The sequence below is a fragment of the Roseococcus thiosulfatophilus genome (genome assembly GCF_017311575.1).
In the GTDB taxonomy this organism is placed as follows: domain Bacteria; phylum Pseudomonadota; class Alphaproteobacteria; order Acetobacterales; family Acetobacteraceae; genus Roseococcus; species Roseococcus thiosulfatophilus.
Genome location: NZ_JAFFQY010000044.1, coordinates 149,856 through 174,932, shown reverse-complemented (window position 1 = coordinate 174,932; position 25,077 = coordinate 149,856). Strand labels below are relative to the sequence as shown.

Genomic DNA, 25,077 nt, shown 5'->3' with positions numbered 1-25,077 from the left:
CGGTCCCCTTCCTGTTCCTGCGCGGCACCATAAGGGGTTGGGCGATGATTGGCAGGGGCGGCCCGGCGCGGCATGCTGCGCCCATGGCCCATGCGTTGAACACCGCCCCCGCCCTGCTCCGCAACAGCGACCTCGACCGGCCGGAGGTGCGCCAGGCGCGCCTTGATCTCGCCGCCTGTTTCCGCATGGCGGCGAAGCTCGGTCTCAGCGAGGGCATCTGCAACCACTTCAGCTTCGTCGTGCCCGGGCGCGACGACCTGATGCTGGTGAACCCCTATGGGTATTCCTTCGCGGAGGTGACGGCCTCCAACCTCGTCATCTGCGACTTCCAGGGCCGCGTGGTGGCGGGCAACGGCGTGCCGGAGGCGACGGCCTTCTACATCCACGCGCGGCTGCACATGAAGCACCCGCGCGCCAAGGCCGCCTTCCACACCCACATGCCCAACGCCACTGCGTTGTCCATGCTGGAAGGCCCGCCGCTGGTCTGGGCCGGGCAGACGGCGCTGAAATTCTACGGCCGCACCCTGGTGGACGAGCACTACAACGGCCTGGCGCTCGACGAGGCCGAGGGCGACCGCATCGCCGACAGCCTGGGCGACGCCGACATCGTCTTCATGAAGAACCACGGCGTGATGGTGGTGGGCCCGACCATCGCCGAGGCCTGGGACGACCTCTACTACCTCGAGCGCGCGGCCGAAGTGCAGCGCCTGGCCATGGCGACGGGCCGCACGTTGAAGCCCGTCTCGCCCGAACTGGCCCAGGCCACCTATGCCCAAATGCGCGAGGGCGACCGCGAAAGCGCCCGCCTGCACCTGGAGAGCGTCAAGCGCATCCTGCTCAAGGAACAGCCGGATTTCGCCGACTGAGTGCTGCGCTACCCCTGCCGGGCGCGCAGCACGAAGAGCCGGTGGCTCGCGATATCCACGAAGCGGGCCATGCCCTCGCGCCAGCGGCGAATGGCCGATTCCTCGTCGTGGAAGGGGCCGTAGAACTCTTCCTTGCCCTGTTCCAGCGTGGTGAAGGTCATGTCGGTGAAGACGCCGCCCCACACGACCCAGATCTGCGGTTCCGCCATGCTTTACCTCTTCCTCAACACCGTCATGTTGCGGTGCGGCATGGGTGTGCCGCAAACCGCGCGCGGGCGCTACCGCATGATCAAGTTTCGCCGATCATGCTTTCGAGATTGTTGAGCGGCCGGTTCACGGCGCCTCGGCTCCGAAGCCGATCAGGCGCCAGCATCCATGATCGCCGGAGGGCAAGCCGAAGACGTGAATCACGGCGCCAGGCAATTTCAGACCTCCGGCCAGTCCTCGCGCTCGAACCGCTGGAATTCGATGGTGTAGCCGGCCGGGTCGGTCACGAAGAAATGCGTGACGCGATAGGCCTCGGAATATTCCGGCTTGGGCGGCAGCGCCACGCCGCGCGCCTTCAGGAATTCATGCCAGCCCTCGACATCCGGCGTCACGAAGGTGAACACCACGCCGCCCACCACGCGCGGGTTGTCCGAGGCGCGGGACGCGCGGGCGCGGCACACACCCAGGAAGGCGCGGTCGCCCTGCGCGGCGGCATAGATGCGGCAGGTGCCCTGGTCCTGCACCAGGGGCAGTTCCAGGGTCTCCTCATAGAAGCGCCAGGAGGCTTCGGTGTCCTCGGCGTAGAGGAAGGTCACCTGCTGGGCGAGATCGGGGCGTGTCATGCCCCCGATCCTGCCACGAGCCTGCCCGAGGCGGAAAGCAGGGCAATGCGCGCCAGCAAGGCCGTGCTGGCCGACGCCTCCAGCCCCAGCATCCGCGCCACGCCGGCGGCCAGCTCCGCCTCGGTCGCGCGGGGCTGCAGGCCGAGCAGCAGGCGGGCGGCGGCCTCGATCTCGGCGGGCGGGACCATGGCCGCGCGGCGCAGATGGGGGCTGGCGGCGCGGCGGTCACGGGGCGTGGGCGGCGGCGTGTCCTCCAGCACCAGGAACCCGCCCGATTCGCGGGCGCCATGCAGCAATTCGGCCTCGCGCAGCGCGGCGGCCGTCTCGCGCGCGTCGAAGCCCTCGCCCAGCAGCAGGCGCGCGCGTTCCATCAGCGCGTCGCGGTGGATGGGCGCCTCGATGCGCAGGATGGCGACGACCAGATCGGTCAGCTCCGCGCGGTTGGCGGGCGCGCGTTCCAGCACCGCCTCGCCATAGGGCTCGGCCAGCGCGGCCCCCACGGGCGCGACAGGGGCGGCCGCGGCTGGTGCCTCCAGCCCCAGCGCCGCGCGCATGCGTGCCCGCGCCGCCTCGGGCTGGTTCAGCCAGTCGAGCGACCACGCGCGTGCCAGCCGCCAGCCCATCATCTCCAGCGCCATCTGCCGGCCCCGGTCGCGGTCGCGCGCGCAGCGCAGCCCGGCCCAGTCGGCGGCGTCGAGTTCCACGCCGAGGTCGAAGCCTTCCGGCCCGCGCGCCGCCACGTCGAGGAACAGCCCCGAAAGGCCCACGCGCGGCACCGCCTCCTGCCCCGCCTCCGCCATCACCTGGCCGATCAGCGCCGCGATGGGCGAGGCCTCGCCCGCCACGACCTCGCGCACGCCGCCATTGGCCGCGAAGCCCAGGAAGGTTTTGAGCGCCGCCACGCCGCGGCCCTTGGCGCGTTCCGTGTCCACCTCCTCCGCGCCGATGCCCGAGAAGACGATGCAGCGCTTCTTGGCCCGCGTGATGAGCACGTTCAGCCGCCGCTCGCCGCCGTCATTGGACAAAGGCCCGAAGCGCATGGCGAGCCTGCCATTGGCGTCCCGCCCGTAACCCACGCTGATCAGGATGGCGTCGCGCTCATCACCCTGCACGTTCTCCAGGTTCTTGATGAAGAAGGGCTCGTCGGGATAGGCGTTGAAGAAGGGTTCCGTCTCAGGGCTGTCGCGCCGCAGCTTCTCCACCGCGTCCATGATCGCATCGCGCTGCGTGACGGAGAAGGCGGCGACGCCCAGCGTATCCCCCGGCGTCTCGCGCGCGTGGCGCAGCACGGCTTGCGCCACGGCTTCCGCCTCGGCGGCATTGCCGCTCGCCACGAAGCGCCCCTCCACCCGCACCAGCGACAAGCCGAGTGCCGCGCTGCGCGGGCGCGGCGAGGGCAGCACCAGCAGCCGGTTCTCGTAGAACTCCGCGTTGCTGGTCGCGATCAGGCTTTCGTGCCGGCTGCGGTAGTGCCAGCGCAGCATCATGCGCGGGATGCCGCGCGCATTGGCGAGGCCCAGGATGCTCTCGACATCGCGCGTGGCCAGCGCCGCGTCCTCATCCGGCACGGCCTCCTCGTCATCCTCCGTCATGCGCTGGAAGAAGCGAGTGGGCGGCATCTGCCGGTCATCCCCCACCACCACCACCTGGCGCGCGCGGGCGATGGCGCCCAGCGCGTCCACGGGCTCGATCTGGCTCGCCTCGTCCATCACCAGCAGGTCGAATTCCGGAAAGCCCGGCAAGGTCGCGTGGTGCGGGTTGCCGAGGAACTGCGCGACCGAGAGCGGGCTCATCATCAGGATGGGCTTGGCCTGGCGGATCAGCGGCGCGGCGCGCGACAGCACCACGCGCACCGGCGCATGGCCGCGCTTCCTTTCGAACTCGCCGCGCAGGAAGGCCAGCGCGGCGGGTTCGGCGCCCTGGCGCAGTTCGGCCACACGGGCGGCATGGGTGGCGGCGGCCTCATGGCGCGCGAGGCGCACCCGCGCCGCATCGGCGTGGCGGAAATCGGCCACCAGGCGGTCCGCGCCCTCGCCGTCGAAACCGGCCAGCGCCGGGTGCTGGCGCAGCGCCACCCCACGCAGGCATTCCATCAGCGCGAATTCGAAGGCCTCGCCCGCCGCTTCGGGCAGCAGCGCGCCGCCCTCCAGCGCCGCCGCCAAGGGCCCCAGTTCGGGCGCCGCCGCCACGGCGCGCGCCCAGCCCTGCCAGGCGGCCAGCCCCTCGCGCTCGGCGGCCCAGAGGGCCAGCGTCTCCGCCAGCGCGGCGAAGCTGGGCGGCGTGGCGATCCCGGTGGCGGCGTGCAGCGCCTGCCATTCCTCCAGCGCCGCACGCTGCGCCTCGCTCGGCCCGGGCAGCGCCAGCCGCTGGGCATGGGCCTCCATCCAGCCGATCTCGCGTGCCAGGGAAGCGGCGGCCAGCCCGGCCGAATCCGGCCCATGGCGCAGCCGCGCCGCCGCCGCCTGCGCCGCCAGCAGCGCCTCCAGCGCCGCGCCATCCTCCGGGTCGCGCAGGGCCGCGGCGAGAACCGCCCTGGCCTCGCGCCGCGCGCTGTTCAGAAAGCCCAGCATGCCGCCGGGCTGCGCGAGCGTGGCGCGCGCCGCCTCCAGCCCCGAGGCCCCCAGCGCGCCCGAGAGGAAACGCGGGTCGCGCCCTGCCGCATCCAGCAATTGCAGGTCGGCGAGGCGCGCGCGGGCGGCGGGCAGCGCCTCCAGGGCCATGGGCGCTTCACCGCGCAACGCCTCGGCCTCGGCCGCCGCCCGCGCCTCGGCCACGCCGCCCGGGCAGGCGGCGAAGGCGCGCAGCAGGCGCGGCAGGTCGCCCAGAAGGCGTTCGGCGGCCAGGCTGTCGAATTCGGGCCGCACGCCGCGCCAGGGGCTGCGCGCGCCGGGCAGCCGCGCCACCAGTTCCTCCACCGCGCCGCGCAGGGCGGTGATGCGCGCGGCATCCCAGCCCGAGGCGTCCAGCGTGAAGCGAGGCGGGGTGGCGCCGCGCGCCCGCAACGCCGCCAGCCGCGCGATCACCTCCTGCACCACCATCCCGCTGCGCCCCACCGGGGCGCGCATGGCGGCGGCATGGCGGTTCAGCCGGCCGCGCAGTTCACCCAGGCGCTGGATGGCCTCCTCGCGCGCACGGGCCGGCACGGGGGGCAGGGCCAGGGTCGCGCGCAGCTCATCCAGCACGGCGCGCTTGCTGGGCTTGCCGCTGTGCAGCTCCAGCACCGCGGCGCCCAGGCCCAGCGCGTCCATCCGCCGCTTCACCACCTCCAGCGCCGCGGCCTTCTCCGCAACGAAGAGCACGCTGCGCCCGTCCAGCACCGCCTGGGCCAGGATGTTCACGATGGTCTGGCTCTTGCCGGTGCCGGGCGGGCCCTGGACCACGAGCGAATGCCCGCGCCGCACCGCCTCGGCCGCCAGCGCCTGGCTGCCGTCCATCTCCTGCACATGATCGAGCTTCTCGACGGGGATTTCCGCGTCCACATCGGCATCGTCCGGGAAGGGCACGGGCTCGGGCGGCGGCGGCGCGGGGTCGAGCAGGCGGCGAAGCAGGGGGTGATCCAGCAGGCCCGGATGGATCTCGGGGTCCAGGTCCCGCCACATCAGGAACTTCGTGAAGGCGAAGAGGCCGAGCGCCATGGCATCCGCCTCCACCGACCAGCCCTCGCGCCCCGTGGCGGCGGCGGCCACGGCGGCGGCCCAGGCCTCGGGGTCGTAGTCGCCGAACTCGGGCAGGGTGATCTGGAACTCTGCGGCGAGCTTCTCGCGCAGCGAGAGGTTCTCCACCACCTCCTCCGGGTTGGCGCGCAGGCGGAAGCGGCTGGTGGCGCCCTCGCGCTCCAGCGTGGCCGGGATCAGCGCCAAAGGGGCCAGGCGTGGCGTCGCCGGCGTGCCCGGGTCGCGCCAATGCAGCCCGCCCACCGCCAGGAACAGGCTCGGCACGCCGCTTTCCTCCCGTGTGGTGCGGGCATCGGTCAGGATGTCGCGCAGGCGGCGGGCCAGATCCTCGGGCGAGGCGACGACGCGCAGATGGTCATCCCCCTGCCACTCGGCCTCGGTGGCGGTGGCGCTGGCGGCGCGCACGCCCTCCGACTTGCGGCGGCCGCGCGCCTCGCTGGCCTCGGTGGCCTCGAAGCCGAAGGCGCGGCCGGCGGCCAGGCGCTCCACCACGAAGGGCGCGCGTTCGCCCTCGATCCGCAGCACCCCGCGCGCGCGGGCCGTGGCGGGCAGGGCCAGCAGGCGGTTGCGGGTGGAGAGGTCCAGCAGGGCGCGGCGGGCGTCCTGGAGCGTGGCGGCGAGGGTCATGGCGCCGATATAGGGTCAGCCCAGGGCGCGCCGCAGCCGATTCTCCTCATAGTCCAGCTCCTCGCCGAGCTTGGTCAGGATGTCCTCGGGCACATCGCCCCGCGCATGGTGCTCGCGCAGCACGGCGCGGGCGGCCTCCAGCCCCTCCAGGCGCAGCGCCCGGCGGGCCGCGCGCTCCGCCGCCGCGGCGCCGCCCCCGCGCGAGACGCGCTCCAGATGCGCCGCGCGGTCGCGATGCTCCGCCAGCAGGTCCTGCGCCATGGGGCCGTAGAGCAGGTCGGTGGAGCGCTTCTCAATGGCGCCCAGCATGGCGCGCGCCGCCTGGTGGCGCAGCGCGGCCTCCTGCGGGTTGATGCCGTCCATGGGTGGCGGTTGGATCAGGCCCAGGCGGCGGATCAGCCAGCCCAGCGTCGTTCCCTGCAGCACCAGCGTGGCCAGGATGGCGCAGAAGGCGAGGAAGATGATCAGCTCCCGCTCCGGGAAGTCGAGCGGCAGGGCAATGGCGGCCGCCAGCGAGACCACCCCGCGCATCCCCGCCCAGGACAGCACGGTGAGCTGCGTGAGCGGCATCCGGTCGCCCAGCAGCGCCTGCGCGCCGCCCGCGACGAACACCCACAGGAAGCGCGAGGCGATGAGGCCGGCCGAGACGGCGAAGGCGAGCCAGGCCAGCTCCCACGCGCCGCGCCCGGCGAGCCCCTCCAGCACCCCGCGCAATTGCAGCCCGATCAGGATGAACACCAGCGAGGTGAGGACGAATTCGACGAACTGCCACACCACCCGCGTCTCGATGCGCGTGCGCGCCGACAGCACGCGGTATTGCGCGCGGGAGAGCATGATGCCCGTGGTCACCACCGCCAGCACGCCCGAGGTCTGGATGCCCTCCGCCGCCAGGAAGGCGCCGTAGCACGCGAGGAAGGACAGCGCCGTCTCCAGCAGCGTGTCGTTCAGCCGCGCCAGCGCCCAGAGCGTGGCGCGCGCCACCAGCCAGCCCACCAGCACACCCCCCGCCGCCACCAGGAGGAAGCTGAGGGCGGCCGCGTGCGGCGCCACGCTCCCCACCGCCGCCGCCGCGATGGCGAAGCGGTAGAGCACCAGCGCCGTGGCGTCGTTCATCAGGCTCTCGCCCTCCAGCAGGGTGACGAGGCGGCGGGGCAAATTGAGGCGTTGCAGCACGGCGGCCGCGGCCACCGCGTCGGGCGGGGCGAGGATCGCGCCCAGGGCCAGCGCGGCCGCCCAGGGCATCCCGGGCACCAGCGCGCGGGCCAGCGCGCCCATGAGGAAGGCGGTGAAGAGCACCGCGCCCACCGCCAGCAGCAGGATGGGCCGCAGGTCGCGCCGGAAGGCCTTCCAGTCGGTGCGGTAGGCGCTTCCCTGCAGCAGCGGTGGCAGGAAGAAGGCCAGGGCCAGCGCGGGGTCCAGTGTCACCACCGGCACGCCGGGGATGAAGGCCAGCACCATGCCGGCCAGGATCAGTACCACGGCGTAGGGAAGTTGCAGCCGCCGCGCCAGCAGGGCCAGCAGCACGCAGGCCCCCATCAGGGCCAGGACGAGCTGCACGACCTCCATGGGCGCGGCGCGGCAGGCTGGGCGTTCAGCCCATCCGTTCGATCTGGCCGCGCATGGCGTCCAGCAGGGCGGCGACGCGGTTGCCGCTGCGGGTGATCACGGCGCTGTATTCGCTGCGCTGCGTGAGCCGGAGCGAGGCGCCCTCGGCCACCAGGTCCACGATGCGCGGCTGCCCGCCCACCTCGGCCACGCGCCAGTCAAGCGTGACGGCCGGCGCGTTCGGGCGCTCGACCACCGTGGTCACCAGCACGTCCTCCTCGCTGCGGGTCTGGCTGCGGCCCACACTGAAGCGCACGCCCTGGAACTCGCCGAAGCGGGAGGCCAGGTTGCGGATCAGCGTCTCCTCGAAGAGGCGCAGGTATTCGCGCTGCTCCTCCGGCGTCGCCACGCGCCACCAGCGGCCCAGGATGAAGCGGCCCGTGCCCTCGATGTCCACGGCGCGGCGCAGGATGGTGGCCACGCGTTCGCGGCGCTGCTCCACGGGGGCGTCGCTGTTCAGCACGGCCACCAGCTCCTCGCCGGTGGTGGTGATGAAGCCCGCGGCGCGGCCCGGGTCCATGGTCTGGCCCTGGGCGGGGAAGGCGATGGGGGCCAGGGCCGGCAGGGCCAGCAGCCCGAGCGCCAGGCGGCGCGTCACGGCACTCACGGCGTGAGCCCCGTGCGGCGGCCGGCGGGCACCAGCTCGTTGCGGATCTCAGCCTCACGCCGCTGACGGTAGCCGCTGCGAATGGTGGTGTAGGGGTCGAGGGAGGTGCGGTTGATGTCGTCCAAGGTATCGATCACCCCTTCGCGCGTGTCCACGATGGTGGCGCCGGTGCGCGAGTACCGCAGCGCCTCCACGGCGGCGCCCTGCCCCACCCAGAACCAGGGGCTGGCCACCGCGTCCACCCCAAACCCGAAAAGGTCGCGCGGGTTGCTGGGGCCGAGGCCGGGGACGAAGAGGTAGGGCCCGCCCTGCACGCCCCAGGCGGCCAGGGTCTGGCCGAAATCCTCGTTGTGGCCGCGGATGCCGAAGCCGCGGTCGGCCACGTCGATGATGCCGCCGAGGCCCAGCGTGGAGTTGATCACGAAGCGCGACGCGGTGCGGCCCGCGCGCTCGGTCTGGCCTTGCAGCAGGTCGTTGGCGAGCACGGTGGGCGCGCGCAGATTGGTCAGGACGTTCCGGACGCCGAGCCGCACCTCATAGGGCAGGAAGAAGCGGTAGATCTCGGCCGCCGGGCGCAGCACCAGCGTGTCCAGGCCCTCGTTCACCTGGTACATGGTGCGGTTGAGCGGCTCGAGCGGGTCGTTGGCCGCCTGGAACTCCGCCAATGCCTCCGGCTCGCTGGCCGGGGGGCGGGTGGCGCAGGCGCTGAGGCCCGTCACCAGGGCGGCCATGGCGAGGAGGCGGGGAGCGAAGCAGCGGGAGAGGCGCATGGCCGGGTGGAAACCTTTCCGGGCGCTGGGCCCATGGGACATCAGGCCGAGGCGCGGCTGACGATTGAAGAAAACACACACCCCTCCCCAAGGCAAGTATCGCGGGCAGGCAGGGTCGCCCCGACATTGTATCAGCCGCCCCGAAGAACCCCTTGCGCAAAGTCCGGCAAGCCCCCATTCCGACCGCATGGACACCGCGCCCCCGAATACGCTGGAACGCTGGCTCACCGGGCCGCGCATCGGCACCCTGCCCGCCCCCGCCGCCCTGCCGGCCCCCAAGCTCTCCTTCGAGTTCTTCCCGCCGAAGAACGACAAGCTGGAGGCCGACCTCTGGGCCTGCATCCGGCGGCTGGAACCGCTCGGGCCGCGCTTCGTCTCCGTCACCTATGGCGCGGGCGGCTCCACCCGCAGCCGCACCCATGACACGGTGGCGCGCCTGGCCCGCGAAACCTCCCTGACGCCCGCCGCGCATCTCACCTGCGTGGGCGCCACGCAGGACGAGGTGAACGAGGTGGCCCGGGAATACCTGGCGGCGGGCGTCCGCCACATCGTGGCGCTCCGCGGCGACCCGCCGGCCGGGGCCTCGCGCTACGAACCCCATCCGGGCGGCTATGCCCAGGCCGAGGATTTGGTGCGCGGCCTGCGCCGAATCGGGGATTTCGACATCAGCGTGGGCGCCTATCCGGAGACGCACCCGGCCGCGCTGAATGCCGATGCGGATCTGGACTTCCTGAAGCGCAAGATCGACGCCGGCGCCAACCGCGCCATCACCCAGTATTTCTTCGACACGGATGTCTATCTGCGCTTCCTCGACCGCTGCCACGCGCGGGGCATCACGGTGCCGATCGTCCCCGGGATCATGCCGGTGACCAACTTCGCCAGCGTGAAGCGGTTCTCGGCCATGTGCGGCGCCTCGGTGCCGGATTGGCTGGGCAAGCTGTTCGAGGGCCTGGACGAGGATGAGAGCACCCGCCGCATGGTGGCCGCCACCGTGGCCGCCGAACAGGTCCGCATCCTGCAGGCCAATGGCGTGGACGAGTTCCATTTCTACACGCTGAACCGGCCCGACCTGACCTATGCCATCGCGCATATCCTGGGCGCGCGCCCGGCCGGGGTCAGCGCCTCCGCCTGAGTAGCTTCTGGGCAAACATGCGGATTCAGCCGTTCAATTCGGCATGTTTGCCCACTTTTTCGCCGCCCCGCTTTTGACAAGCCGGGGCGGAGGCGGTCTCCTCCGCGCGACATCCGCCGGAGACACGCCATGGCCAGCCGCCGTTCCCTCCTCGCCGCCCCGCTTCTGCTGCCCGCGGCCGCCCTCGCCCAGCCGCGCTGGCCCGAACGCCCGGTGCGCGTCATCGTCCCCTTCAATGCGGGCGGGCTGATTGACGTGACGGCCCGGCTGATCACGGAACCCCTGGGGGCCGAGCTGGGCCAGACCTTCGTCGTGGAAAACCTGGGCGGCGCCGGCACCACCATCGGCGCGCGCCAGGTGGCCCGCGCCACGCCCGACGGCCACACCATCATGGTCACCGGCGCGGCGCACAGCGTGATCCCGGCGCTGTTCCCCGATGCGGGCTTCGACAATGTCGCGGATTTCGCGCCCGTCTCGCTGATCTCCGAACAGCCCTTCGTGCTCTGCGTCCATCCGGGCGTGCCGGCCAGCACCCTGCCCGAGCTGCTGGCCTGGCTGCGGACGCGCGGGGGGGACGCGACCTTCTCCACCACCGGCATCGGCGCGGCCTCGCACCTGGCGGGGGAACTGCTGAAGAGCATGGCCGGGGTGAACTTCACCTTCGTCTCCTACCGCGGCACGCCGGCCGCCGTGACAGACTTCCTGGCCGGCCGCGTGGACATGATGATCGACAGCCAGACCCTGCTGGCGCCCATGATCCGCGACGGGCGGGTGAAGGGCATCGCGGTGACGACCGCGCGGCGCTCGGCCATGCTGCCCGACCTGCCGACCATCGCGGAGGCCGGCGTGGCGGGCTACCAGACCTCCTCGCTGCAGATGATGCTGGCGCCGGCGGCGACCCCCGCGCCCATCCTGGCCACGCTGGGCGCCGCCATGAAGAAGGTGCTGGACGACCCCGCCGTGCGCGCCCGCTTCAGCGACCGCGGCATCGAAGTGATCAACGGCGATGCCGCCGCCCTGGCCCGCACCATCCGCGAAGAGGGCGCGCGCTGGCTGCCCATCCTGCGGAGGGCCTGAGCCATGGCGCAGCTTCTGCTGATGGAGCCCTTCCGGGCCGTCTTCTACACCCCCTACTACGTAGCGCTGGACCGTGGCCTCTTCGCCGCGCATGGCGCCGACATCCGCATCGAGACGGCCGGCACGCCCGATGCGGCCGCGCTGCGCCTGCTGGATGGCAGCGCGGATCTGGCCTGGTCCGGCCCCATGCGCCCCATGCTGGAGCGCAGCCGCAACGAGGCGAGCCCGCTGCGCAGCTTCGGCGCCGCCATCATGCGCGACCCCTTCCTGCTGATGGGCATGGGCGCGCGGCCGGGCTTCGCTATGGCGGAACTCGGCAACATGCGCGTCGCCATCCCCTCCGAGGTGCCCACCCCCTGGTGGTGCCTGCAACAGGATCTGCGCGACGCGGGCGTGGACCCCGCCGCCATGCCCGGCATTCGCTTCATGCCCATGGGGGACGGCGCCAAGGCCCTGCTGGCGGGCGAGGTGGACGCGGTGCTGCTGTTCGAGCCCTTCGCCTCGGCGCTGGAGGAACAGGGCGCCGCGCTGTGGTATGCGGCGGCCAGCCGCGGGCCCACGGCCTATAGCGCGCTCTATGCCGTGACACCGCGCATCGCGGAGAAGGAGGCGGCCTTCCGTGGCGCCGTCGCGGCCCTGGGCGAGGCGCTGGAATGGATCGCCGCCAGCACGCCCGAGACCATTGCGGAACTGCTGGCGCCGCGCTTCGCGGACACCAAGCCTGCCCACCTGCTGGCGGCCGTGCGGCGCTACAAGGCGCTGGGGCTGTGGGAGGGCACCACGCGCCTGCCGGAAGCGGCGCTGGACCGGCTGGCGGTGTCCATGATCGGCGCCGGGGCGATGAGCCACCACCCCGGCTATGCTTTCTGCATCGACAGCCGTTTTGATTGAAGGGCTGGAGGGTCAGTCCAGCACCGCGGTGCACTCGATCTCCAGCAGGAAGTTCGGGCGCGGCAGGGAATAGACGATGCAGGTGGTCCGGGCAGGGTATTTCCCGTCCGGGAAATGCGCCGCATAGATGCGGTTCATCTCCTCGAAATCCTCGCGCCGGGTGAGGAAGACGTTCACCTTCACCACCCGGTCCCAGCCCGCGCCGGCCTCCTTCAGGATCTTGGTGATGATGGCCATCACCTGGTTCATCTGCGCGGTGAAGTCACCCACCGCGAGCTTGCCCTCCGCATCATAGGCCGGGATGCCCGAGATCCAGAGCTGGTTGCCGCAGCGCACGGCGGGCGAAAGCGGGGCCGAGACCTTGAACTCGCCCTCGGGGAAAATGTGTTCCAGCGGCGTCATGTGGCGTTCCTTCCTCAGTTCACGGTGATGTTGTTGGCGCGGATCACCTGCGCATAGGTCTCGGCATAGCGGCGGATTTCCGTGCCGAACTGGTCGGCGGGCCGCGCCAGCACGGTGAAGCCCTGTTCCTCCAGCCGCGCCTTCACCTCGGGCCTGGCCAGGGCGGCCGTCCAGGCGGCCTCCAGCCGGGCGCGGGCGGGGGCGGGCACCTCCGCGCGGGTGATGAGGCCGAACCAGGAATCCGACAGCACCAGCGGAAAGCCCAGCTCCGCCATGGTGGGCACGTCAGGGAGTTCGCGCGCGCGGGTCTCGTTGGAAATGCCCACCGCCACCACCCGCCCCGACTGCACCAGCGGGATCATGTCCGGCAGGTTCGCGAACATGAATTGCAGCCGCCCGCCGATGAGGTCCGTATTGGCCTGGCTGGAGCCGCTATAGGGCACATGGGTGGCGTTGAGCCCCGCCAGCTCGCGGAACTGCTCGCCGCCCAGGTGGTTGGAGGTGCCGATGCCGTAGGAGCCGAAGCTCATCCCCTGCCCCGGCCGGCGCGCGGCCTCCAGGAAGCCCGCGAAGTCGCGCGCCACCGAGGGGTGCACGGCCAGGACATGCGGCACCACCGTCGCCATCACCAGCGGCGCGAAGTCGCGCAACCCGTTGTAGGGGGTGTTGGGCCGCAGGGTGACATTCGCGGAGAAGCTGTTCGCGATCATCAGCATGGTGTGGCCATCGGCGGGTGCGCGCTGCAATTCGATGGTCCCGACCACGGTGGCCCCGCCCGGCCGGTGCTCCACCACCACCGGCCGGCCCAGATCGGCCGCCAGGATGTCCTGCGCGAGGCGCACCACGGGGTCCATGGTGCCGCCCGGCGGGAAGGGGATGATGACGCGCAGCGGCTGGGTCGGCGCCCATCCTTGGGCGCTGGCCAGGCCCGGCAGGAGGAAGGGGGAGGCCAGCAGACCGGCCCGGCGGGAGAAACGCATGCCCGAAATCCCTCGATGGAGATGCCAAGCCTGTGGGCACCCTGCCAGGGCGTCAAGCAGACCTCAGGTGACAATCGCCCCTTTGCCCAAGAGGCGTGCATAAATGGGCCGCAGCAGGAAGGGGCTGAGAAACAGCGGGAACTGGCACAGCACGAGGAACAGCAGCACCAGCGGGTCCGTCGCCGCCGGCAGCACGGCCAGGTAGAGCGCCATGTTCCGGTTCCCCGAGAGCAGCCCCGCTGACAGCCCGAGCCGGAGCCCCGCCCCCCGGAAGGCCAGCGCCGTGATCAGGTTCAGCCCCAGCATCCCCGCGAAGGCCAGCGCGATGCCGCCCAGCACCAAGGCGGGGTCGGCCAGCAGCAGGGCCAGCACGCCATCCATCACGCCAAAGCCGTAGAACACCACCAGCAGCACCACGGCGCCGTCCACCGAACGCCCCCAATAGCCCAGCCGCTCCGGCCCCATCAGCCGCCGGAGAATGATGGAGATCACCAGCGGCAACCCCACCAGCAGGGCCAGGCGCAGCATCAGCCCCTGCAAGGAGATGGCGAGGTCTATGCCCATCAGCCCCAGCGCCAGCGGTGGCGCGGTGAAGGGCACCAGCAGGGTGGACAGCAGCGAGACCACCAGCGCGATCTCGCCATCCAGCCCGACCAGCCGCGCGAAGGCGGGGGAGGATGTGGCGGCACAGCCTGTCGCCACCACGACCAGCCCCGCGGCCAGCCCGCCGCTGAAGCCCATGGCGCTCACCACCGCCCAGGCCAGCACGGGGCAGGCCACCAGCAGGAAGAGCAACATGGCGCCCACCAGCACGGGCCGGCGCAGATAGGCCAGCACCTGCGCCGGGTCCACGCGCAGCAGCACCAGCACCATCAGGAAGAAGACGACGGCCGTGATCGCGTCGCGGAACAGGGCGGCCAGCGGGGGCACGAAGAGGCCCACGAAAATGGCCGCGGCCAGAAGCTGCGCGCCGCGCATGGCGCAGCCTTCAAGGAAGGTCCGGATCAGGGCGTTCATCCGCGCGGTTGGTGGGCCAGGGGCAGTGTTCTATACCCCCCCGGTGTCCGCAACACCGCCCCCCTCCGAATACCTGTCCCGCCTGAACCCCGAGCAGCGCGCGGCCGTCGAAACCCTCGACGGCCCGCTGCTGGTGCTGGCCGGCGCCGGCACGGGCAAGACCCGCGTGCTGACCACGCGCTTCGCCCATCTGCTGATGACGGGCCGCGCCCAGCCCCACCAGGTGCTGGCCGTCACCTTCACCAACAAGGCGGCGCGCGAGATGCGCGAACGCGTGGGTGCCATCATCGGCCGGCCGGTGGAGGGGCTCTGGCTCGGCACCTTCCATGCGCTCGCCGCCCGCATGCTGCGCCGCCACGCGGAGCTGGTGGGGCTGAAATCCGACTTCACCATCCTCGACCCCGACGACCAGACGCGGCTGCTCAAGCAGGTGATGGAGGCGGGCGGCGTGGACATGAAGCGCTGGCCGGTGGCCGGCCTCATGGGCATCATCCAGCGCTGGAAGGACCGGGGGCTGACGCCGGGCCGCATTCCCGTGGCGGAAAGCTCGGACTACGCGAACAACCGCGCGGAAGCCCTCTATGCCGCCTACCAGGCGCGGCTGGTCGCGCTCAACGCCGCCGATTTCGGCGACCTGCTGCTGCACGTGACGGAAATCCTCCGCACCAACCCCGAGGTGCTGGAACGCTACCACCGCCTGTTCCGCTACATCCTCGTGGACGAATACCAGGACACGAACCTGGTCCAGTATCTCTGGCTGCGGCTGCTGGCCCAGGGGCACAGGAACATCTGCTGCGTGGGCGATGACGACCAGTCCATCTATTCCTGGCGCGGTGCGGAGATCGAGAACATCCTGCGCTTCGAGAAGGATTTTCCGGGCGCCGTCATCGTGCGGCTGGAATCCAACTATCGCTCCTCGCGGCCCATCCTTGCCGCCGCCTCGGGCTTGATCGCGAAGAACGAAGGCCGGCTCGGCAAGACTTTGCGCCCCGGCCGCGCCGATGCCTCGGGCGAGAAGGTCCGCGTCGTCTCGCTGTGGGACAGCGAGGAGGAGGCCCGCATGGTGGGCGGCCGCATCGAGGAGGCGCAGCGCGCCGGCCAGGACCTCAGCGAAATCGCCATCCTCGTGCGCGCGGGCTTCCAGACGCGCAGCTTCGAGGAACGCCTCGTCACGCAGGGCATTCCCTATCGCGTCTATGGCGGCGCGAAGTTCTACGAACGCCAGGAAATCCGCGACGCCATCGCCTATTTCCGCGCCATGGTGAACCCGGCCGACGATCTGGCCTTCGAGCGCATCGTGAACACCCCGAAGCGCGGCCTGGGCGACACGGCGCTGGCCACGCTCCACCGCGCCGCGCGCGAACAGGGCGTGCCGCTGCGCATCGCCGCCGGCCAACTCATCCAGACCGACGCGCTCCGCCCCCGCCCCCGCGCCGCGCTCCGCGACCTGCTGGAGGGCTTCGCGCGCTGGCATGCGGGGCTGGAAGCGCTCGGCCACATCGTCGTCGCCTCCCAGGTGCTGGAGGAGAGCGGCTATATCGAGATGTGGAAGCAGGACCGCACGCCGGAGGCGCCGGGCCGCCTCGACAACCTCAAGGAGCTGCTCCGCGCCATGGGGGATTTCGGCACCATGGCCGCCTTCCTAGAACACATCGCCCTCGTCATGGAGAATGACCAGAACGCGGAGGGCGCCCGCGTCTCGCTCATGACGCTGCACGCGGCCAAGGGGCTGGAATTCGACATGGTCTTCCTGCCGGGCTGGGAGGAAGGCCTCTTCCCCAGCCAGCGCAGCCTGGACGAGGGCGGCAACAAGAGCCTGGAGGAGGAACGCCGCCTCGCCTATGTCGGCATCACCCGCGCGCGGCGCCACTGCATCATCAGCCATGCCGCCAACCGCCGCATCTACGGCAACTGGACCAGCACCATCCCCTCACGCTTCCTCGACGAATTGCCGGCGGAGGAGGTGGTGCGCGAGGGCGCGGAACCCGTCCGCCACGTCCCGAGTTCCGTCTTCGGCGCGGGCCCGCTCTCCAGCCAGCGCCGCCCGCGGCTGATCGAGGCCGGCGCCTGGGAGGTGCCCGCCCGCCCCGCGCGCGAGGGCAGCTTCGCCCCCGGCCAGCGCGTCTTCCACCAGAAATTCGGCTATGGCCGCGTCACCGCCGTCGAGGACGACAAGCTCGACATCGCATTCGAGAAGGCGGGCACCAAGCGCGTCCTCGACCGCTTCGTGGACCCCGCATGAAACGCCACATCCAACCCCTCGAAACCCTCATCCTGGACCAGCTCCCGGACGAGGCCGTGCCCGCCTACGAGGCCGCGCTCATCGCCGTCAGCGCCACCGTGGCCCTGTTCCGCGACGAGGCCACCGACACCTGGCGCATCGAGGCGGTGCGCGAGGCGACGGCCGACCCGGACGCGCTCTCGGCTGCCCTCGCCCTGGCCGCCGGCCTCACCGGCCATGACGCGACGCTCGCCCGGAACCCCACCGAGGCCGAGGGCTGGCTCGCCCGCACCGTCGAGGCCTTTCCCGAACAGCCCATCGCGACGCGCTTCCTGGTCCGCCCCTCCCATGCCGAGCAGCGGCGCGTCTGGGGCCGCCACGTCCTGACCCTCGACGCCGGCCTGGCTTTCGGTTCGGGCGAACATTCCTCCACCCGCGGCTGCCTCACGGCGCTCGAAGCCCTGCGCCTGCCGCCCAATGCCCGCGTGCTGGACCTCGGCGCGGGCAGCGGCATCCTCGCCATGGGAGCGGCCAAGCTCGCCCATGTGCGCGTGCTGGCCAGCGACCTCGACCCCTGGTCGGTGCGCGTGGCCGAGGAGAACGCCGTCGCCAACGGGCTGCGCGGGCGCATCCGTGCCGTGCTGGCACTCGGCTGGAACCACCGCGAAATCCACGCCCGCGCGCCCTATGACCTCGTCTTCGCCAACATCCTGGCCCGGCCCCTCTGCGCCATGGCCAAGGACCTGGCCCAGCACCTGGCGCCAGGCGGCCGCGCCATCCTGGCCGGGCTGCTCGACAGCCAAGTCCAGATGGTCCTCGCCGCCCACCGCCGCCAAGGCCTGGTGCTGGAACGCCGGATCTCGCTGACCCCCTGGAGCACCCTGGTGCTGCGGCGGAGGGGCTAGGGCGCCGCTGGGGAAAGCACTGCCCTCCCCAGACCCCTCCCGCCGAGGGCCCAGGCCCTCGGAACCCTTTGACTTAATGGGTATTCGGAGGGAGGGGCATGTCATGCCCCGGATCAAGCGCACGCCCGTGACGCCCCTCCCTCCGAATACCCACTGAATCGAATGGGGTCAGGGGCCCATGGCCCCTGGCGGGGGACCGGGGGCGGCAGCCCCCGCCAGCGCCGCCCTCCCCTTCGCCGCGATGCCGGGGCGGCGCTCAGCCCTCGACCAGCACCTCCTCCAGCGGGCGGCGGACGGAGGGGGCGATCTCCGGCCCATGCCCGGCGCGCAGCAGGATTTGCGGGAATTCGCGCGTGCCCAGCAGCGCGGCCAGCTTCGGGCGCAGCGCCGGCACCTCGATGGGCTGGTTCAGGTAGGAATGCTTCAGCCCGGCGGCGGTGAGCGCCAGGGTGGCGCGGCTCAGCGCCTCACCGGCCCGCAGCCAGTCGAGCGGCGTGTCGCCCGGCGTGGTCAGGACGCCCAGCGCGGGAGAATTCTCGGCCAGCGCCCTGTCATGCGCGGCCTGCCCCGCGCCCATGTCGAAGCGCCGGATGGCCATGGCGCCCACGAAGCTGAGCAGGTCGGGCATGCCGAAGGCGGCACCCGACATGCCATCGCGCGAGGCCGCGTGGCGGGACCGCACCCAGGCGGCGAGCTCGCCCCGGAAGCCAGGGTCGGCCATCTGCGCGCGATCCCCTTCCGCCACGAGTTCCGCGATGGCGTGGCGCTCGGCCGGCGCGGTTCGCCAATGCAGGGTGACGCCTTCCACCTCGGCCACGGGCATCGGCTGCGCCAGGGGTTCTGTGGTGAAGGCGGCGCGGGTGGTGCGGCGGGCGTGGATGGCGGCGAGCAACTCAGGCCGATGCGGCGCGCAGGCGGGGCCGGGCAGGATGCGCGCCAACAGGTCCGGTGCCGCCGGCTCGGGCATCAGGGTGACCTCCAGCCCCTGCCCCAGCGCCTCCGCCGCCACGCGCAGGTGGCCGAGGGCCGCGCCGCAGGAGATGACCAGCGCCCGGTCCTCGGGGTCCACCACCGGCAGGGCGCGGCTGCGGTCGGCCAGAAGGTCCAGCCGATCGGCGCTCAGGCGGAACCGCCAGGGCTGGGTGTTGTGCGAGGAGGGGGCCAGGATGGCATGGCCCGCCAGCACGCGCAGCCGCGCCCCTAGCGTGGCGAGGCCGGCGAAGCCTTCGGTGGTGATCGTCCAGGGGTCGTCCATGCCCGGCAGTATGGAACATGTGCCGGCGCATACCCTTGCGCCGGCGCAAGCCCTGCGGGAGGCTGCCGCCATGCGACGCCTGGCCGCCCTTCTCCTTCTGCTCGCGCTGCCCGCGCGGGCCGAGATCATCGCCCTTCCCGGCCCCGAGGGGGTCACGCTGCGCGCCGTGCTGGAACGCCCGGCCGAGCCGACGCGCCCCACCATCATCGCCCTGCATGGCTGCGGCGGGCTGGGGGGTGCGGCGCGCCTGCCCCGGCTTTCGGCGCGGGAGCGCGAATGGGTGGCGCTGCTGGTGGCGGCGGGGCATCCGGTGCTCTTCCCCGACAGCTTCGGCAGCCGCGACCTCGGCCCCGCCTGCGGCCGGTCCGACCACCCCGCCCCGCCCGCCTTGCGCGCCGGCGATGCCCTGGCCGCGCGCGACTGGGCGGCGGCGCAGCCCTGGAATCGCGGCGCGCCGGTGCTGCTGGGCTGGTCGCATGGCGGCAGCACCACCTTGCACGCCTGGGCGCGGGCCGAAGCCGGTACCCTGAGTGCCGCCATCGCCTTCTACCCCGGCTGCGGCCCCGTCCCGATGGGGCGCGGCTGGCGGCCAAGCGGCACCGCGCCGCTGCTGATGCAGCTGGGCGACGCCGATGACTGGACGCCCGCCTTCCGCTGCGTGGAGCTGGCGAGCCGCGCCGAGGGACGCATGGCCTATGACCTCTACCCCGGCGCGCACCACGCCTTCGACGCCCCGGACACGGTGGCGCTGCGCCGCGTCAACCTGCCCAACGGCCGGCAGGTGACGGCCGGCCCCAACCCGGCCGCGAGGGTGGCCGCGCGCGCGGCGGTGATGGAGTTTCTCGCGCGGAACGCGCGGCCATAGACGCCCGCGGAAAGTGCCGCCCTAACCCGCTTCCGGCGCGAATGCGCCATGTCGCTTGCGCGCTTCATATGGGGCGCGTGACTTGGTAAGCGCAGCCGCATGATCATCGCCCTCGGCTCCGACCATGCCGGCCTGCCGCTGAAGCAGGCCCTCAAGACCGCGCTGGAGACCCAGGGCCATTCGGTGCTGGATGCCGGCACCCATGGCCCCGACAGCGTGGACTATCCGGACTTCGCCCACACGGTGTCGGGCCAGGTGGCGGCGGGCTGCGCGCGCTTTGGCGTGCTGGTCTGCGGCAGCGGCATCGGCATGGCCATCGCCGCCAACCGCCACCCCGGCATCCGCGCCGCCGTCCTGCACGATGCCACCGAGGCGCGCCTCACCCGGGCCCACAACGACGCGAACATCGCCTGCTTCGGCGCCCGCACCACGGGGGTGGAGGTGGCGCTGGACGCGCTCTCGGCCTTCCTGGCCACTGCCTATGAGGGCGGGCGGCACGACCAGCGCCTGGCCAAGCTGGCCCCGGCTGGCTGAGCGCCCATATCCCACCTGTCACCCCCTGTGGTAATGCCGGGGCTGGCGACGATTCCGCCCGAGAAAAGGCCAGGCCGATGAACGAGAGCACCGCCCGCTTCCTCCCCGCCCGCTTCTTCCAGGCGCCCGTCGCCGAGAGCGACCCCGAGATCGCGGCCGCCATTGGCCAGGAATTGACGCGCCAGCAGGACGGCATCGAACTCATCGCCTCCGAGAACATCGTGAGCCGCGCCGTGCTGGAAGCGCAGGGCTCGGTGCTGACCAACAAGTACGCGGAGGGCTATCCCGGCCGCCGCTACTATGGCGGCTGCGAATATGTGGACGTGGCCGAGACGCTGGCCATCGAGCGCGCGAAGCAGCTCTTCGGCGCGCAATTCGCGAATGTGCAGCCGCACAGCGGCGCCAGCGCGAACCTGGCCGTGTTCTTCGCCCTGCTCCAGCCGGGTGACAGCTTCCTGGCGATGGACCTGGCGGCGGGCGGGCACCTGACCCATGGCGCGCCGGTGAACTTCTCCGGCAAGTGGTTCAAGCCCATCGCCTATGGCGTGCGCGAGGCCGATGGCCTGCTGGACTATGAGACGATGGAGCGCCTGGCGCGCGAGCACCGGCCCAAGCTGATCATCGCCGGTGGCTCCGCCTATTCGCGCGAGATTGATTTCGCCCGCTTCCGCGCCGTGGCCGATGAGGTGGGCGCCATCCTGATGGTGGACATGGCGCATTACGCCGGGCTGGTGGCCGCCGGCGCCTACCCCTCGCCCGTGCCGCACGCGCATGTGACGACCACCACCACGCACAAGACCCTGCGCGGCCCGCGCGGCGGCCTGGTGCTGACCAATGACGAGGCCATCGCGAAGAAGATCAATTCCGCGATGTTCCCGGGCCTGCAGGGCGGGCCGCTGATGCATGTCATCGCCGCCAAGGCCGTGGCCTTCGGCGAGGCGCTGCGCCCCGAATTCCGCGCCTATGCGAAGCAGGTGGTGGCCAATGCCCGCGCGCTGGCCGATGAGCTGGTGGAGGGGGGGCTCGCCATCGTCTCGGGCGGGACGGACAGCCACCTGATGCTGGTGGATTTGCGGCCGAAGAACCTGACGGGCAAGGCGGCGGAAGCGGCACTCGGCCGCGCGCACCTCACCTGCAACAAGAACGCCATCCCCTTCGACCCGGCCAAGCCCATGGTGACGAGCGGCATCCGCCTCGGCACGCCCGCCGGCACCACGCGCGGCTTCACGGAGACGGAGTTCCGCGAGGTGGGCCGCATGATCGTGCGCGTGCTGGACGGGCTGGCCCAGGCGAACGACCCCGAGGCGAACAGCGCGGTGGAGCAGGCGGTGGCCAAGGATGTGAAGGCGCTCTGCCAGCGCTTCCCGATCTACTGAGCAAATGGCGCCACGCCGCAAAACCAGCGGTCCTTCCCCACGCTCCGGCCGCAACGCGGCCGGCGCCGCCCAACTGACCGCGCAGCTTGGCGCACCCGCAGCGCGGCGAAGCCCAGCGCGCGAAGCGCGCGCCCGGCGCTTGAGGGCATAAACAATGCGCTGCCCTTATTGTGGGAATGACGACACCCAGGTGAAGGACAGCCGCCCCTCCGAGGACGGCTCCTCCATCCGTCGCCGCCGCTTCTGCCCCGCCTGCGGCAACCGCTTCACCACCTTCGAGCGCGTGCAGCTCAAGGAACTCGTCGTGCTCAAGACCGATGGCCGGCGCGTGCCCTTCGACCGCGACAAGATGGCCAAGTCCATCCGCATCGCCTGCCGCAAGCGCCCCGTGGATGATGAGCGGATCGAGCGCGTGGTGAACGGCATCCAGCGCCGCCTGGAGATGGAGACCGAAGCCGAGATCCCCTCCCGCCGCATCGGCGAGATGGTGATGGAGGCGCTGCGCGGCGTGGACGAGGTGGCCTATGTGCGCTTCGCCTCCGTCTACCAGAATTTCTCCGAGGCCAAGGATTTCGGCGCCTTCCTCAGCGACCTCGAGAAGCCCTGACGTGGCGGGCGAGGACGAGGCCCATATGCGCGCCGCACTCCGGCTCGCGGCGCGGGGCCTTGGCAACACCTGGCCCAACCCGGCGGTCGGCTGCGTGCTGGTCAAGGACGGCCAGGTGGTGGGCCGCGGCTGGACCCAGCCCGGCGGCCGCCCCCATGCCGAGGTGGAGGCCCTCACCCGCGCCGGAGAGGCCGCGCGCGGCGCCACCGCCTATGTCACGCTGGAGCCCTGCTCCCATTACGGCCGCACGCCGCCCTGCTGCGATGCGCTGATCCGCGCCGGCGTCTCCCGCGTGGTCGTCGCCATGCGCGACCCCGATGCGCGGGTGGATGGGCGCGGCTTCGTGCGGCTCCGCCAGGCCGGCATCGCGGTGGAGGAAGGCCTGTTCGGCGCCGAAGCCGCCCGCCTCAACGCGGGCTTCGTGAACCGCATCACCCAGGGCCGGCCACTGGTCACGCTGAAGCTCGCCGCCACGCTGGACGGGCGCATCGCCACGGCCACGGGCGAAAGCCGCTGGATCACGGGCGCCGAGGCCCGCCGCGCCGTCCATGCGCTCCGGGCGCGCCATGATGCGGTGATGGTGGGCAGCGGCACCGTGGTGGCGGATGACCCGGACCTCACCTGCCGCATCGCGGGGCTCGACCCCGTGCCCATGCTGCGCGTGGTGGCCGATGCGCGGCTGCGCACGCCCCCCGGCGCGCGCCTGGTGCGCGACGCCCCCGCCCACCCCACATGGCTGCTGACGGGTTCGGGGCATCGCCCTTCCGTGCTTTCGCCCTATATCCGCGCGGGCGTGCAGGTCATCACCATCCGGCGTGCGCCCGGCGGGGGGCTGTTGCCAAAAGCCATGCTGGCGGCGCTGGGCACGCGGGGCGTGACGCGGGTGCTGGTGGAGGGTGGCGCGGGGCTTGCCGCCGGGCTGTTGGCCGCGGGGCTGGTGGACCGGCTGGTCTGGTTCCACGCTCCGGGGGTGATGGGGGAAGAGGGGTGGCCCAGCGCCGGCCCCTTGCACGTCGCGCCGCTGGCGCGCATGCCCCGTTTCCGCCGCGTGTCGGTGGCCGCGGTGGGCGAGGATGTGATGACCGAGTTCGAGAAGGAGCCTGGCTGATGTTCACGGGGATCGTCACGGCGCTGGGCAGCCTGCGCGAGGTGCAGCCCATCGGCGACGGGCACGACATGCGCCTGGTCATCGGGGTGGAGCCGGAATTCCTGAAGGGCGCGGTGGTGGGCTGTTCCATCGCCTGCTCGGGCGCCTGCCTCACGGCGGTGGACCTCTACGCCGACAGCTTTTCGGCCAATGCCAGCGCGGAGACACTGTCCAAGACCACGCTCGGCGCCTGGAAGCCCGGCCGGCGCATCAACCTGGAGCGCAGCCTCAAGCTCGGCGACGAGCTGGGCGGCCACCTGATGTCCGGCCATGTGGACGGGGTGGGCGAAGTGCTGTCGGCCACGCCGGAGAACGCCTCGGTCCGCTGGCGCTTCCGCGCGCCGCCCCATGTGGCGCCGCACATCGCGGTGAAGGGCAGCATCGCCATTGATGGCGTCTCGCTGACGGTGAACGAGGTTGACGGGGCGGAATTCGGGGTGAACATCATCCCCCACACCGCCGCCGTGACCAGCTTCGGCACGCTGCAGCCCGGCGATGCGGTGAACCTCGAAATCGACACGCTGGCGCGCTACGTGGCCCGCCTGATGGAGTTCCGCGCGTGAGCGTCCCGACCACCACCACCAGCCTCCATGAGTTCATCACCCCCACCGAGGAATTGCTGGAGGAAGCCCGCCGCGGCCGCATGTTCATCCTGGTGGATGACGAGGACCGCGAGAACGAGGGCGACCTCGTCATCCCCGCGCAGTTCGCGACCCCGGACGCCATCAACTTCATGGCCCGCCACGCGCGCGGGCTGATCTGCCTCGCCATGACACGGCAGCGGGTGGAGCAGCTGGGCCTGCCGCTGATGGCGCAGTCCAACGGCACGCGGCACCAGACGGCCTTCACCGTCTCCATCGAGGCGCGCGACGGCGTGACCACGGGCATCAGCGCCGCCGACCGCGCGCGCACCGTGGCCGTCGCGATCAACCCGGAGCTGGGGCGCGAGCACATCGTCACCCCCGGCCATGTCTTCCCGCTCGTGGCGCGCGAGGGCGGCACGCTGGTCCGCGCCGGCCACACCGAGGCGGCGGTGGATTTCGCGCGGCTGGCGGGGCTGAACCCCTCGGGCGTGATCTGCGAGATCATGAACGATGACGGCACCATGGCCCGCCTGCCGGACCTCGTGGCCTTCGCGCAGCACCATGGCCTGAAGCTCGGCACCATCGCGGACCTGATCGCCCATCGCCGCCGCACCGAGCGCATGGCCAAGCGCGTGGAGGAGGGCACCATCCGCAACGCCATCGGCGGCGAGTGGAAGCTCTATGTCTATGAATCCGGCCTGGAGCGGGGCGAGCATATCGCCCTGGTGAAGGGCGACATCACCGGGCCGGAGCCGGTCCTGGCCCGGATGCACGCCGGCAACCTGCTGAACGACATGGTGGTGGGGCGCTCGATCTTCGAGCTGCACGCGGCCATGGAGGCCATCGCGGCCGAGGGGCGCGGCGTGGTCGTCATCCTGCGCGACTGGCGGCGCGACGGGCTGTCCAGCCAGCTCCGCGCCGAGCGCCTGCCCTCGGGCCAGCCCATGCTGCGCGACTATGGCATTGGCGCGCAGATCCTGGCCGATCTGGGCGTCACCGACATCATCCGCCTCTCCAACCACCCGCGCCCGCTGGTGGGGCTGGAGGGCTGGGGGCTGCGCGTGGTGGAAACCCGTCCGCTGGCCGGGGAGAAGCAACGGTGAGC

General features: G+C 72.0%; 23 protein-coding genes. 13 read left to right on the top strand and 10 right to left on the bottom strand.

Going from position 1 to position 25,077, the window contains the following annotated elements:
* Positions 1-83 precede the first annotated feature (83 nt).
* Positions 84-866 carry an aldolase gene (locus JTN19_RS14165; protein ID WP_206933948.1) on the top strand — a complete coding sequence of 261 codons (783 nt, stop codon included), beginning with the start codon at positions 84-86 and terminating at the stop codon, positions 864-866.
* Between the two features lie 8 nt (positions 867-874).
* Here the strand turns inward: JTN19_RS14165 and JTN19_RS14160 are convergent, their stop codons facing one another.
* The 6 genes from JTN19_RS14160 to JTN19_RS14135 form a co-directional block, all read right to left on the bottom strand.
* The gene (locus JTN19_RS14160; RefSeq protein WP_191085264.1) at positions 875-1,075 is read right to left on the bottom strand and encodes a DUF4170 domain-containing protein; all 201 of its coding nucleotides are present in this window, start codon (positions 1,073-1,075) and stop codon (positions 875-877) included.
* A 216-nt stretch (positions 1,076-1,291) separates the two neighbouring features.
* A complete protein-coding gene (locus JTN19_RS14155; RefSeq protein ID WP_206933946.1) occupies positions 1,292-1,696 on the bottom strand; it encodes a VOC family protein in 405 nt (134 codons plus the stop codon).
* A complete protein-coding gene (locus JTN19_RS14150; protein WP_206933943.1) occupies positions 1,693-5,997 on the bottom strand; it encodes a DUF4011 domain-containing protein in 4,305 nt (1,434 codons plus the stop codon). The genes JTN19_RS14155 and JTN19_RS14150 overlap by 4 nt, the downstream gene beginning before the upstream one ends.
* Before the next feature lie 15 nt (positions 5,998-6,012).
* On the bottom strand, positions 6,013-7,563 hold the full coding sequence (locus JTN19_RS14145) for a Na+/H+ antiporter (RefSeq protein WP_206933941.1): 1,551 nt from the start codon (positions 7,561-7,563) through the stop codon (positions 6,013-6,015).
* 25 nt (positions 7,564-7,588) lie between these two features.
* On the bottom strand, positions 7,589-8,209 hold the full coding sequence (locus JTN19_RS14140) for an MlaC/ttg2D family ABC transporter substrate-binding protein (RefSeq protein ID WP_340643332.1): 621 nt from the start codon (positions 8,207-8,209) through the stop codon (positions 7,589-7,591).
* Positions 8,206-8,979, bottom strand: a complete 774-nt coding sequence (locus JTN19_RS14135) for an MlaA family lipoprotein (protein ID WP_242531147.1) — start codon at positions 8,977-8,979, stop codon at positions 8,206-8,208. Before JTN19_RS14135 ends, JTN19_RS14140 begins: the two co-directional genes overlap by 4 nt.
* 187 nt (positions 8,980-9,166) lie before the next feature.
* Between JTN19_RS14135 and metF the strand changes: the two genes are divergently transcribed.
* The 3 genes from metF to JTN19_RS14120 all read left to right on the top strand — a co-directional run bounded on the left by metF (position 9,167) and on the right by JTN19_RS14120 (position 12,079).
* On the top strand, positions 9,167-10,111 hold the full coding sequence (gene metF, locus JTN19_RS14130) for a methylenetetrahydrofolate reductase [NAD(P)H] (RefSeq protein WP_206933940.1): 945 nt from the start codon (positions 9,167-9,169) through the stop codon (positions 10,109-10,111).
* Between the two features lie 129 nt (positions 10,112-10,240).
* Complete coding sequence (locus tag JTN19_RS14125; protein ID WP_206933938.1) at positions 10,241-11,188, top strand: tripartite tricarboxylate transporter substrate binding protein; 948 nt, start codon at positions 10,241-10,243, stop codon at positions 11,186-11,188.
* A gap of 3 nt (positions 11,189-11,191) precedes the next feature.
* Positions 11,192-12,079 carry an ABC transporter substrate-binding protein gene (locus JTN19_RS14120; RefSeq protein ID WP_206933936.1) on the top strand — a complete coding sequence of 296 codons (888 nt, stop codon included), beginning with the start codon at positions 11,192-11,194 and terminating at the stop codon, positions 12,077-12,079.
* A 12-nt stretch (positions 12,080-12,091) separates the two neighbouring features.
* Here JTN19_RS14120 and JTN19_RS14115 read toward each other — a convergent pair whose 3' ends face one another.
* From JTN19_RS14115 to JTN19_RS14105, 3 genes are all read right to left on the bottom strand, one after another.
* Positions 12,092-12,481 (bottom strand): RidA family protein, encoded by a 390-nt coding sequence (locus tag JTN19_RS14115; protein ID WP_184383410.1) that lies wholly within the window; start codon positions 12,479-12,481, stop codon positions 12,092-12,094.
* A 14-nt stretch (positions 12,482-12,495) separates the two neighbouring features.
* Positions 12,496-13,461, bottom strand: a complete 966-nt coding sequence (locus JTN19_RS14110; RefSeq protein ID WP_206933934.1) for a Bug family tripartite tricarboxylate transporter substrate binding protein — start codon at positions 13,459-13,461, stop codon at positions 12,496-12,498.
* A 63-nt stretch (positions 13,462-13,524) separates the two neighbouring features.
* Positions 13,525-14,478 (bottom strand): hypothetical protein, encoded by a 954-nt coding sequence (locus tag JTN19_RS14105; protein WP_206933932.1) that lies wholly within the window; start codon positions 14,476-14,478, stop codon positions 13,525-13,527.
* Positions 14,479-14,521: 43 nt separating this feature from the next.
* On the opposite strand from JTN19_RS14105, the gene JTN19_RS14100 reads away from it, so the two are divergent.
* Positions 14,522-16,720, top strand: coding sequence for an ATP-dependent helicase (locus JTN19_RS14100; protein ID WP_340643331.1), 2,199 nt, complete (start codon positions 14,522-14,524; stop codon positions 16,718-16,720).
* Positions 16,717-17,604 (top strand): 50S ribosomal protein L11 methyltransferase, encoded by an 888-nt coding sequence (locus JTN19_RS14095; protein WP_206933929.1) that lies wholly within the window; start codon positions 16,717-16,719, stop codon positions 17,602-17,604. Before JTN19_RS14100 ends, JTN19_RS14095 begins: the two co-directional genes overlap by 4 nt.
* A 256-nt stretch (positions 17,605-17,860) precedes the next feature.
* Here JTN19_RS14095 and JTN19_RS14090 read toward each other — a convergent pair whose 3' ends face one another.
* The gene (locus JTN19_RS14090) at positions 17,861-18,859 is read right to left on the bottom strand and encodes an Acg family FMN-binding oxidoreductase (protein WP_206933927.1); all 999 of its coding nucleotides are present in this window, start codon (positions 18,857-18,859) and stop codon (positions 17,861-17,863) included.
* A 70-nt stretch (positions 18,860-18,929) separates the two neighbouring features.
* On the opposite strand from JTN19_RS14090, the gene JTN19_RS14085 reads away from it, so the two are divergent.
* From JTN19_RS14085 to ribB, 7 genes are all read left to right on the top strand, one after another.
* Entirely contained in the window at positions 18,930-19,724 is a 795-nt protein-coding gene (locus tag JTN19_RS14085) for a dienelactone hydrolase family protein (RefSeq protein WP_206933925.1), read from the top strand.
* A 99-nt stretch (positions 19,725-19,823) separates the two neighbouring features.
* Positions 19,824-20,258 (top strand): ribose 5-phosphate isomerase B, encoded by a 435-nt coding sequence (gene rpiB, locus JTN19_RS14080; RefSeq protein WP_206933923.1) that lies wholly within the window; start codon positions 19,824-19,826, stop codon positions 20,256-20,258.
* 77 nt (positions 20,259-20,335) lie between these two features.
* Positions 20,336-21,634 carry a serine hydroxymethyltransferase gene (gene glyA / locus JTN19_RS14075; protein WP_206933921.1) on the top strand — a complete coding sequence of 433 codons (1,299 nt, stop codon included), beginning with the start codon at positions 20,336-20,338 and terminating at the stop codon, positions 21,632-21,634.
* A gap of 154 nt (positions 21,635-21,788) precedes the next feature.
* On the top strand, positions 21,789-22,241 hold the full coding sequence (nrdR, locus tag JTN19_RS14070; protein ID WP_206933919.1) for a transcriptional regulator NrdR: 453 nt from the start codon (positions 21,789-21,791) through the stop codon (positions 22,239-22,241).
* 1 nt (position 22,242) lies between these two features.
* The gene (ribD, locus tag JTN19_RS14065; RefSeq protein ID WP_340643330.1) at positions 22,243-23,349 is read left to right on the top strand and encodes a bifunctional diaminohydroxyphosphoribosylaminopyrimidine deaminase/5-amino-6-(5-phosphoribosylamino)uracil reductase RibD; all 1,107 of its coding nucleotides are present in this window, start codon (positions 22,243-22,245) and stop codon (positions 23,347-23,349) included.
* Entirely contained in the window at positions 23,349-23,951 is a 603-nt protein-coding gene (locus JTN19_RS14060) for a riboflavin synthase (RefSeq protein WP_206933917.1), read from the top strand. The genes ribD and JTN19_RS14060 overlap by 1 nt, the downstream gene beginning before the upstream one ends.
* Positions 23,948-25,075 (top strand): 3,4-dihydroxy-2-butanone-4-phosphate synthase, encoded by a 1,128-nt coding sequence (gene ribB, locus JTN19_RS14055; protein ID WP_206933915.1) that lies wholly within the window; start codon positions 23,948-23,950, stop codon positions 25,073-25,075. The genes JTN19_RS14060 and ribB overlap by 4 nt, the downstream gene beginning before the upstream one ends.
* Positions 25,076-25,077 lie beyond the last annotated feature (2 nt).

Excerpts from the sequence above, each read along its gene's own strand:
- JTN19_RS14165 (WP_206933948.1), top strand. The coding sequence starts at position 84 with ATGGCCCATGCGTTGAACACCGCCCCCGCCCTGCTCCGCAACAGCGAC.
- JTN19_RS14160 (WP_191085264.1), bottom strand. The coding sequence starts at position 1,075 with ATGGCGGAACCGCAGATCTGGGTCGTGTGGGGCGGCGTCTTCACCGAC.
- JTN19_RS14155 (WP_206933946.1), bottom strand. The coding sequence starts at position 1,696 with ATGACACGCCCCGATCTCGCCCAGCAGGTGACCTTCCTCTACGCCGAG.
- JTN19_RS14150 (WP_206933943.1), bottom strand. The coding sequence starts at position 5,997 with ATGACCCTCGCCGCCACGCTCCAGGACGCCCGCCGCGCCCTGCTGGAC.
- JTN19_RS14145 (WP_206933941.1), bottom strand. The coding sequence starts at position 7,563 with ATGGAGGTCGTGCAGCTCGTCCTGGCCCTGATGGGGGCCTGCGTGCTG.
- JTN19_RS14135 (WP_242531147.1), bottom strand. The coding sequence starts at position 8,979 with ATGCGCCTCTCCCGCTGCTTCGCTCCCCGCCTCCTCGCCATGGCCGCC.
- metF (WP_206933940.1), top strand. The coding sequence starts at position 9,167 with ATGGACACCGCGCCCCCGAATACGCTGGAACGCTGGCTCACCGGGCCG.
- JTN19_RS14125 (WP_206933938.1), top strand. The coding sequence starts at position 10,241 with ATGGCCAGCCGCCGTTCCCTCCTCGCCGCCCCGCTTCTGCTGCCCGCG.
- JTN19_RS14120 (WP_206933936.1), top strand. The coding sequence starts at position 11,192 with ATGGCGCAGCTTCTGCTGATGGAGCCCTTCCGGGCCGTCTTCTACACC.
- JTN19_RS14115 (WP_184383410.1), bottom strand. The coding sequence starts at position 12,481 with ATGACGCCGCTGGAACACATTTTCCCCGAGGGCGAGTTCAAGGTCTCG.
- JTN19_RS14110 (WP_206933934.1), bottom strand. The coding sequence starts at position 13,461 with ATGCGTTTCTCCCGCCGGGCCGGTCTGCTGGCCTCCCCCTTCCTCCTG.
- JTN19_RS14105 (WP_206933932.1), bottom strand. The coding sequence starts at position 14,478 with ATGAACGCCCTGATCCGGACCTTCCTTGAAGGCTGCGCCATGCGCGGC.
- JTN19_RS14095 (WP_206933929.1), top strand. The coding sequence starts at position 16,717 with ATGAAACGCCACATCCAACCCCTCGAAACCCTCATCCTGGACCAGCTC.
- JTN19_RS14090 (WP_206933927.1), bottom strand. The coding sequence starts at position 18,859 with ATGGACGACCCCTGGACGATCACCACCGAAGGCTTCGCCGGCCTCGCC.
- JTN19_RS14085 (WP_206933925.1), top strand. The coding sequence starts at position 18,930 with ATGCGACGCCTGGCCGCCCTTCTCCTTCTGCTCGCGCTGCCCGCGCGG.
- rpiB (WP_206933923.1), top strand. The coding sequence starts at position 19,824 with ATGATCATCGCCCTCGGCTCCGACCATGCCGGCCTGCCGCTGAAGCAG.
- glyA (WP_206933921.1), top strand. The coding sequence starts at position 20,336 with ATGAACGAGAGCACCGCCCGCTTCCTCCCCGCCCGCTTCTTCCAGGCG.
- nrdR (WP_206933919.1), top strand. The coding sequence starts at position 21,789 with ATGCGCTGCCCTTATTGTGGGAATGACGACACCCAGGTGAAGGACAGC.
- JTN19_RS14060 (WP_206933917.1), top strand. The coding sequence starts at position 23,349 with ATGTTCACGGGGATCGTCACGGCGCTGGGCAGCCTGCGCGAGGTGCAG.